Source organism: Bradyrhizobium sp. Arg237L (assembly GCF_029990105.1).
In the GTDB taxonomy this organism is placed as follows: domain Bacteria; phylum Pseudomonadota; class Alphaproteobacteria; order Rhizobiales; family Xanthobacteraceae; genus Bradyrhizobium.
Genome location: NZ_JAQMIL010000141.1, coordinates 1 through 8,158, shown reverse-complemented (window position 1 = coordinate 8,158; position 8,158 = coordinate 1). Strand labels below are relative to the sequence as shown.

General features: G+C 59.6%; 8 protein-coding genes and 2 pseudogenes. 2 read left to right on the top strand and 8 right to left on the bottom strand.

Annotated elements, in window-relative coordinates:
- Positions 1-393, top strand: a pseudogene (locus OZ411_RS42165) (hypothetical protein); the annotation flags it as partial.
- Positions 394-844: 451 nt separating this feature from the next.
- On the opposite strand, the gene OZ411_RS42160 reads toward OZ411_RS42165, so the two are convergent.
- From OZ411_RS42160 to OZ411_RS42145, 4 genes are all read right to left on the bottom strand, one after another.
- Positions 845-1,054 (bottom strand): 4Fe-4S dicluster domain-containing protein, encoded by a 210-nt coding sequence (locus OZ411_RS42160; protein WP_282532688.1) that lies wholly within the window; start codon positions 1,052-1,054, stop codon positions 845-847.
- A 23-nt stretch (positions 1,055-1,077) separates the two neighbouring features.
- A complete protein-coding gene (locus OZ411_RS42155) occupies positions 1,078-1,467 on the bottom strand; it encodes a Rid family hydrolase (RefSeq protein ID WP_282532687.1) in 390 nt (129 codons plus the stop codon).
- A 2,617-nt stretch (positions 1,468-4,084) separates the two neighbouring features.
- Positions 4,085-4,384, bottom strand: a complete 300-nt coding sequence (locus tag OZ411_RS42150) for a hypothetical protein (RefSeq protein WP_282532686.1) — start codon at positions 4,382-4,384, stop codon at positions 4,085-4,087.
- The gene (locus OZ411_RS42145) at positions 4,381-4,716 is read right to left on the bottom strand and encodes a hypothetical protein (RefSeq protein ID WP_282532685.1); all 336 of its coding nucleotides are present in this window, start codon (positions 4,714-4,716) and stop codon (positions 4,381-4,383) included. Before OZ411_RS42145 ends, OZ411_RS42150 begins: the two co-directional genes overlap by 4 nt.
- A 419-nt stretch (positions 4,717-5,135) precedes the next feature.
- On the opposite strand from OZ411_RS42145, the gene OZ411_RS42140 reads away from it, so the two are divergent.
- The gene (locus OZ411_RS42140; RefSeq protein ID WP_282532684.1) at positions 5,136-5,594 is read left to right on the top strand and encodes a hypothetical protein; all 459 of its coding nucleotides are present in this window, start codon (positions 5,136-5,138) and stop codon (positions 5,592-5,594) included.
- 1,162 nt (positions 5,595-6,756) lie between these two features.
- Here OZ411_RS42140 and OZ411_RS42135 read toward each other — a convergent pair.
- The 4 genes and pseudogenes from OZ411_RS42135 to OZ411_RS42120 all read right to left on the bottom strand — a co-directional run.
- Positions 6,757-6,909, bottom strand: a complete 153-nt coding sequence (locus OZ411_RS42135) for a hypothetical protein (protein WP_282532683.1) — start codon at positions 6,907-6,909, stop codon at positions 6,757-6,759.
- Between the two features lie 81 nt (positions 6,910-6,990).
- Positions 6,991-7,116, bottom strand: coding sequence for a hypothetical protein (locus tag OZ411_RS42130; RefSeq protein WP_282532682.1), 126 nt, complete (start codon positions 7,114-7,116; stop codon positions 6,991-6,993).
- 77 nt (positions 7,117-7,193) lie between these two features.
- Entirely contained in the window at positions 7,194-7,805 is a 612-nt protein-coding gene (locus tag OZ411_RS42125) for a molecular chaperone TorD family protein (protein WP_282532681.1), read from the bottom strand.
- 36 nt (positions 7,806-7,841) lie between these two features.
- Positions 7,842-8,158: pseudogene (locus OZ411_RS42120) on the bottom strand (DUF3306 domain-containing protein); the annotation flags it as partial.

The window sequence follows — 8,158 nt, the reverse complement described above, 5'->3', positions numbered from 1 at the left end:
GCATCGCGGCTGCACACCAACTTCTTCCAGCCGTCCTTCAAGCTGAAGGACAAGCGACGCGAGGGCGCGAAGGTGATCAAGCGCTATCATGGCCCGGCCACGCCCTATGCGCGCGGACTGGCGCATCCGAAGTTGAGCAAAGGCGTCAAACGGCGCCTTCGAGAGCTTTATCGCACGCTCGATCCCGTGGCTCTGCTGGCTGAGATGAGGGACGCCCAGGCGGAGCTTGGCGCGCGCGTCGGCGCCCGCGCGGGTAAGCTCGCGGCAGCGGCCAGCCCACCGGCACGGCAACGAACGCGGCAGCGTTCGCGAAGGGGCTCGGCAATGAGGTGCATCTGGGGGAGCAGCGCATCATCCATCGGCGCATGCGCAAGCCATACAAAAAGCGCATGAGAATGCCATCGATGTTCGATCCGCACCTCGCCGACATCGAGCGCTGGCTCGCGGCCGAACCTCGTCTGACCGCGCGGGCCATCCTCGGTCGTCTCGCCGAACACGCCCCCGAAAAGTTTGGGCCGCCGCAGCACACCATCGTGCAGCGCTTGTTGCGATCACTCAGACGCAACGCAACCGAGGTGATCATCCCGCGCATGGCCGGGGGTACGGCACCGGCCACCATTGGTGATCCCGGGACCGGGGCCGGCGCTGCGTGTGATGGGCACTCCGCGACGTCCCCAGTCCCTCCGATCCTGCAAGCAATGACGCAACCTCAGACCGGCCGACAGTCAGCGCTACGTCCGTCAAGCGAAAGTAACATCCTCACATGAGGCAATACGATGGGCTGAGACGCACCATCATGCGGGGTTCACTCCGTGGTCACAGGCCTCGACGCAAAAGTCGCTGCTCAAACCACCGGACGCGCCCAGGCCTCCGCTTCGACACTGCCTGCATTGCCGCGAAGGATGTCCACGATGCCGGACAAGACCTTGGTCGGTACCGCGTCCTTGATACCGGCCGGCTCCGTCGTCGGGCAGGCTTGAAAGCACTTTCCGCACCGCGTGCAAGAGGAGCCGATTTCTTCCATGCGAACATCGAGTGCTTCGACGGAATTCACGCTCGCCTCTCGCTTGCAGCAGGCTAGATTGCGGAAACGTGCGCAATCGAAGCGATCTCAACCAAGAGATCTTCACGCACGAGCTTGGCAGCGATCAAGTATCTCGCCGGCGGGTGCGCCCCGAAATACTCGCGATAGATCTCGTTGACGGCCGCATAGTCCGCCATATCCTTGATGATCACAGTGTTGAACGCGACATCCCGCAGGGTCGCTTCACCGGCGCCGAGGATCTTCTTGATGGTTTCGATCACGTGCCTTGTCTGCGCGCGCGCGTCGCCGCCGCCGACCGTCTTGCCATCGCTATCGAGCGCGAGGACGCCGGACACGTATACTGTGTCACCCGCCCTGGTGGCCATTGAATAGGGAGCAATCGGCTTGGGAAGATCGGTTGGATTGAGTGGTTTGATGGACATTGATTTTCTCCGTCAGCAGTGTCTCGCGTCTTGATTGCTAGAGATCTCGGCTTGAATCCAAGCCGAGCGCGATTCCGGAATGATCGTCGCTTCGTGATATCCCGGCCCTTGGTCTTCGGCAGCAACAGCAGCCCGACCACGAGCGGCATGACCGCGATGATGATAACCTTCCACAGTCGCCTCTCCACATTCACCTTTGCCTTTCTATTGCTTCTACAGGGATAATATAGTACATTATCCCTGTCTCGACAACTCGTGTCCTAAGCAAGTTTCCGCGATACGGGAATGATCACTGCCCGTTAGACAGGGTCTTGGTGTGCGTTTGGCGCGCCCTGAGCGGGCGATGGTATGTAATGAAGCTCGTACTAAGGGCTCAGTCTTGAACTGATGAAGCGCGCGCTAATGAGCAGACCACCGAGTCGTACGATTCGAATCGCTTCTGACGGGACCGGCGATGACCTATTGACCACTCGCCTGTCGACGTATCTACGGAAGCACCCGGAAATCAATGTCGATGTTATCGATGCTTCGGATTCCGAAGTGGTGAGATTGTTGTCGGATAGGGAAGTGGATCTCGGAATTGCTGTACTCCCTACAACTAATGTCGACGCAATTCGCGCCCATCCCTTCGCGGCAGAAGAGAGGGTCATCGTAACGCCGCCTCGGCACGCTCTCACGCGTCGCCCAAGCTGGCGGTTTCGGGACACTCTTGACTTCGAATATGTGAGGCATTCTGACGGTTGGGGACGACCGGTTCCACTCGAAGAGGAAGCGATCAGATATGGGAAGCGTCTAATGGTGCGCATGAGCGTTTCGACCCAGCGCTTCGCCTGTTGCGCGGTCAGCGCCGGCGCCGGGATTACTATTGTCGACTCGAGGGTGGCGAGGAATTGTCGCAAGGCACTGAGCCTTGGCATAGTTGCACTCGCGGAGGCCTGGGCATGCCGACGGGCGTCGGTGTGTCTGCCGCGGGCGCGATCGCTCCCCGTGCGCGTGAGGGAGCTTGCCGCATATCTTCGATCAGGAAGTGCGGGGTAAGTCACAGGCGTATTGGCGAATTTGCAACAAGCTGGCCCTGGCGGGCATGCCCGTGCCATTTCAAGAAACGAAAGCGCGACTGTCTCGGTCTTTCGCTGCCCAGCAGCAACTTCATTTTCGAGCCGTTTCGTCTGCAGCCACTATCCCGAATGACATGTCTGTGCTCCGACGTCTGTCTCGGAATGGCGGCTAACCACGCGATCCCGAATTTCGGCTGGTAGTGGCACGGGTGCGCGATGTACTCTGTCGATATGGACGGCCGTAAATCTACAGCTCGCGCTGATTTGTTTCGACGCATCGTTTCGGAGCACGTGCCTACCTTTGCGCGATGTCGTTCCGATGTCGGTTATCTCCGATTCGATGTGGCAGGTATCTCCAGGCAGCAGTTCTGATGAGTTGTCGATCTCGCGCTTAACCGCTGACATTCCACGTAATTCGCGAGCCATGTAGTCTCTGGTCAAACCGATGGATGCGAACAGAACCCATGTCGCTTCGTTGAACGTAGCCATGTAGCCCGTTATGTTAAGATGTCCTATGTGATCGCATTCCCAAGACTGTACGGATCCGCAGTACGTGAGCATATTCAGCCACTCCCACGGCGTCAGGAACAACTTCATCCTTAGCGGCGCAATCACGACTGTCGCGACGCCTCCAGGCGCTGAGGCCGGAATCGCGCCGAACAACGCGGCTGTCACGCCGCCGAACAATACCGCGAAGAGACCCAGCGAGATGGTGCCGAGGATCGCCGGATTGCTGCGTATGAACAGACGCCGGCGAACAGATCATCCGAGGTTGCATTACCCTGTGTTTTCGGTTCGGCCGAGCTGAATAGCGCCTGCGGAGGGCCATGCCAAGCAACCACAACAACAGCATGATCCCGCAAGCGAGCGCGGGTGACACCGCAAAGGACGTGCGGATCGCAACTGTCAGCAATAGCAGCGAGCAAGTTGCCTATGTAAGATGTTCGCCTCGCGGCCAACCGGCATGGTCTGCGAGGGCCGCGTCCGCTGCCTCTTCGATCTGCGTCGCGTAAAGCGCCCAATCTCTGTCGCGCCCGGCCAACTGGACGGTGAAGGAATCGGAGGCCGATCTTCTCCAGCACTCGCCGCGACGCGACGTTGTGGGGTTTCGTGATCGCCAGGATGACTTTGTGGCCCAAGACATCCATCGCGTGGTGAAGCAACAAGGCCGCCCCCTCGGTCGCATAGCCTAGACCCGCACAGCGCGAAAGATTTGCGTAGCCGATATCAGGATGCGGCAGGCCCTCGCGATCGACCAAGCCATAGATTCCGCCCGGATCGCTCGATCTGTCCCGAGCTACGAGCCAGAGTGATTTCGAAAGGCGCTCCTCGATGTAGGCGCGCATGTTGCAAGTTGCGGACTGACCGGTCACTGATGTTCGCGAGCCAACCTGGATCGTTCAGCAACTCGAGGATGAAAGCCGCATCCTCGGGAACGACTCCGGTGAGTGTGAGCCGCTCAGTACGCATTTCCGTCATGCCTGTCCCACCATCCCGTCAGCCTGTCGATTGCTCGCTCGCCTTCCCTCAAGCGGGAATAATACGCCTCGCAACGCCGCCTATTTTCTCGTCCGACCAAGCGTTATGTTGCGCCGCTCGCCGCGCCAAAGTTGGCGGCGCTCGTTCTGAGTAACCCCGCTGTAGCCAAAGGCTTCGCCACGCACCTCGTTGACGTGGTCGCCGTGCAGGGTATCTAGCAGCTCTTCCATTTTTGCAAAAGTAGCTGCCGCGAAAGCAGCCTTTTCCTCGCGGGCACGTCCCGTCGACGATAAGGATGTCGAGCCAGAATCGCGCGAGCTTGTGCTGCGCAAGCGATGGCGGCGATCGGCATACCGGCCAAACACCGACGAAATAATCACGTTGCAGCGCGACCGCCTTCGCCAATGTGCGAAGGCGCCGTAACGATGATAGGCAGGTCGAACTGACGTCGGGTATCGGAAAGCAACGAAAGGCCTTCGTTCCGACAGATCAACAGATCGAGGATCACAAAGTCGTAGCCGCCGCTGGCGACTCGCAATTTGATCTCGTCCGATTTGTTGCATGAATGACCTGGATTGGCTGTACCGATGTTCGCCAGTCTCTTGAGACGCGACCGCAAGTAAGCCCAATGCTTGACAATCAGCGACCAGTTTTGCAACCGTCTTTTAACGCGCCATTCAGAAGGCCATTGACAGCGGATCATGAGGCGCAAACACCTCCAGGCTGTTTGCGATGTCGATCACGTGCAGGCCACCGGGAAGAAGCACCCGGGAGACCGACCTTCTCCTTGCTCATCCTAACAAGTTTCATGGCTTTCTCCATACGGCTGGAGTGTATCTGCCGCGCGCTAGCTCGCGTCGTGAAAATAGTCCCGACGGTGTGCGCCGCCGCGGCGAAAAGGTAAGTCCGCCGCGAATCCACAATCCGTCGCCGTTCGTCCAGACAAGCGGCTTTGCCGCCGACAGCGGCTAGGGCTCGAAAGAAATCCACGCCGTCTACGCATCCCCGGGGCGATTGACGCCTACCGGAAGACGAGGCACTTCCCGGATGGCGCCGTTCTGGTGAAAGAGGTCTTCGCGCCCTCGACAAACGAGATGACCACCGGCACGGCAAGCCACGCACTGGTTCGCCATGGTGAGAGACAGCAAGGGAACGCCCCCCGACAACACGTTGCGGGGCGACGGCTGGGGATGGTCGTGGTTCGACACGGACAAGCCGCTCAAGACCACCTCGACCGACTACCATGACCCGCGTCGCGCCAATCAGCACGTGCCCGTGATCGTCGCCGGCCTGCAACAACAGTCCGAAGTCTGCGGGAAGCAACCTTCTCATGATGCTTTCCGTTCCGGCCAGCGCATAGACGCCGTAGCCACGCCTGCTAAGCGCTTGCGGCACCGCCTCGATCGCCGCAGCAACATCAGCAACATCGCGGAGAAAACAAACATACAAGCTGACGCAGCGACAGCTCCAACGGCCTTCGCAAGCCGCGTTTTTGACAAACCTACTTGCGGCGCCCTGCAATCGATACCAATCGCCACGCTGCTCGCAGATCGAACAGACCTGCCAATTGCAGCGTATCGTCAGCATTGACCGTCATACGGGCAACCTCTCCATTGCTGGTTCATAGGTAACGTTTGGTGCGACGACGGGCAAGCACCACGAGCTTGCGGCGCGCCGGGAACGGGTTCACAGCTGCCAAAAATGTATTCTCAAGAGGTGATAAAGAATGTCTGGGGCGCCGAGAATGAACAACAGTATTGCCAAATGGACAGTGCTAAGGGTGCACGAGTCGAAGGCCGAGACTAAGCAAAGGACTGGCCTTGGCTGGTCTACCTCTTCTGCCTTTTGGTGGGGATAGTCGGGGTTGGTAGGGAGATAGTCGACTTCGCGAATTGCCACCCGTGGCTGATCGTAACCATCGTTGTGGGTCTAGTTTGGCTGGACATACGAGGCATGTAGGGAGCACGATCTCTCCCTCCCTGTCCCAATGAACTCCAGCCAGCCCTCTCCGTAAGCCTCAGGAATGGCCTTCCAACTGGCTTTCTCCCATAGGTACACGAAGCCGTTTGGAACATACTGAACGTGCTCAAGGTTCGTCTCGAGCCGGATGACGCGGTCACGGCGGTTGTCGATCATTTCTTGATCCCCGAATTGCGGCGACCGCAGCAACAGCCATTAAAGCTCCGATGAAGAGCGAGGTGAAGATCGCCTGCTCGGTCTTGTCCCAAGCGGATTGACCGTCGATGCCGGGCTTACCGATGCTCGCGACGCCTCAAGAGCCGGGTTTGTGATGAGTCAATTCAGGGAACGGCAGCCGGCCGTACAGTCCAACCTAATTAGGAACGGGCACAACTTGCCACTCATGTCAGACGAACGGCGCGAGGATGATCGACATCATGATGATGGTCGGTCCCCATGTGCTCTCCTTTATGCGGGTCGCAGTGTTTTGATTGTCCGCGTTCCGCAATCCGGAGAGAGCGCCACCGGCAACGGCGGCCGATGGTCTGGGTCTTGACGATGCTGACTTGTCTGTCGGCGTCGACTTTCGCGCTCAACCAGTTGAAGACTAGCCCGAGCAGCGCCTGCAAGCACATGCGCTGCGGTTAGCCATTCGGCCTTGAGTCCAAGCTCTTATATTCACGGACGTCACCGCAACTCTAGGGTTCCCGGAACCCAAGCGACGGCCGATTGCGTCAGCCTATTTCCTCAGTGTCGGATAGATGAGCGATTGATCGCCGATGTCCTGAACGGGCTATTTCTCGATGCCGGCCATCGCATGTAGTTGCACCAGCGGCGGCATGGCCGCGGCGGTCAGCTCAATCGAATCCGACTGCGGCCGCCACGACAGGGCTCCAATAACAATCACGGCGGCAATAAAGATTGCAGGAATCACTGAGCGGATCATGAGGCATCTCCCTCTCCACTCAAATGAGTCTGCGCTTTCGGTTTGGAGTTCGAGACCCGCGCCCGTTGCAGGTCATCGTCACTAGACTCTAGCGCTCGGCTCGGCAAAGGCCGTCGACGCCGTTTCCTGCACGAAATTGTCGAGAATCACTGCCGCTCCAAGTGCGATGACGACTCCGAACAGGCAAGCCCAGGCGAACGCGCGCATCGTGTTTCTCCTCCTCACGTCATTTTGTACCACAGTTCCGCAGCGGATGAGTCCCCGCCGCGGACAGAAAGCAATGTTCATACGGGAAGTGCGAATGCCTCAGCTTCGATGTCGATGAAGGTGCGGCCGAGCGCGCCAACCGATGCATAGAAATCAGCCGATTTTGCCTGTTCCAGGTCGATGAAGGCGCGCTTGATCCAGGGCGAAAGGTGCCGCTCGAAGAAGTCGCGGTCGGCGCCATCGGGGGCTGCGATGTCGCCACCGGCGAGGCCCGCCATGATCTCGCAGAGGAAGCCGGCGTGATCCTCCGGCTCCGTCCGCTCCGGTGTCTTTTCGATGCCGAGGCTATCAAGCGTTTCCCGCACTCGGACGAGCGGCCGCCCATACAATGTCTCGGCGAGATAATGCGACGCATAGGGCAGCAGCGCCCCCTCCCCCAGACCAGCAAACAGGGAAAAGAACTCGCGCGACGCGCGCTCCGCATTGGTCCGGCGGGCTGCTTCGGCCAGCGCGGTGTGCGCTACGCCAATCGGGCTGGCATCGCCGCGCAAGCCGGCAAGACGGGATAGAAGCGGTGCACCGGGGCCGCGCGTCAGCAACGTTGCGAGCAGCGCATATTCCCGTGCCCGGGCGCGGTCGATCTCATCGACGATGCGCACTGCAGAGCTCTTTGAAATTGAATCCGTCATCGTTCGATCCGGAAAGACATGCCACTTTGTCGATCGCTATCGGGGCAATGCGCTGCCATGGCGCCGTTTTCGGCGAGAATCCTGTGCCTCGTCGGCAGGCGTTTGCTCGCCCTGCGCGCCCATGTCCTGCATTTCGTTCCACTGTGCACCGGCATCAACAAGCGATGGCCCGTCTGTCGCGGGAAGCAGATCGAGAACAGGCTCTGCGGAATCGGCCGTCTCGGGCCGAGTCGGATCGGCCGGCGACGTCGTGTCCGCGAGCGCATCCGGAATCTGCTGCAACCGCCTTGAGACCTGCGCGAGAAGGTCGGCGGCGTTTTCCGCCGGATCGAGCGGACCGAACCCCGGAATTG

What these genes read in the sequence shown, in the direction of transcription:
- OZ411_RS42130 (WP_282532682.1), bottom strand. Translation starts at nt 7,116, where the DNA reads ATGCGCGCGTTCGCCTGGGCTTGCCTGTTCGGAGTCGTCATCGCACTT.
- OZ411_RS42155 (WP_282532687.1), bottom strand. Translation starts at nt 1,467, where the DNA reads ATGTCCATCAAACCACTCAATCCAACCGATCTTCCCAAGCCGATTGCT.
- OZ411_RS42140 (WP_282532684.1), top strand. Translation starts at nt 5,136, where the DNA reads ATGGTGAGAGACAGCAAGGGAACGCCCCCCGACAACACGTTGCGGGGC.
- OZ411_RS42125 (WP_282532681.1), bottom strand. Translation starts at nt 7,805, where the DNA reads ATGACGGATTCAATTTCAAAGAGCTCTGCAGTGCGCATCGTCGATGAG.
- OZ411_RS42135 (WP_282532683.1), bottom strand. Translation starts at nt 6,909, where the DNA reads ATGATCCGCTCAGTGATTCCTGCAATCTTTATTGCCGCCGTGATTGTT.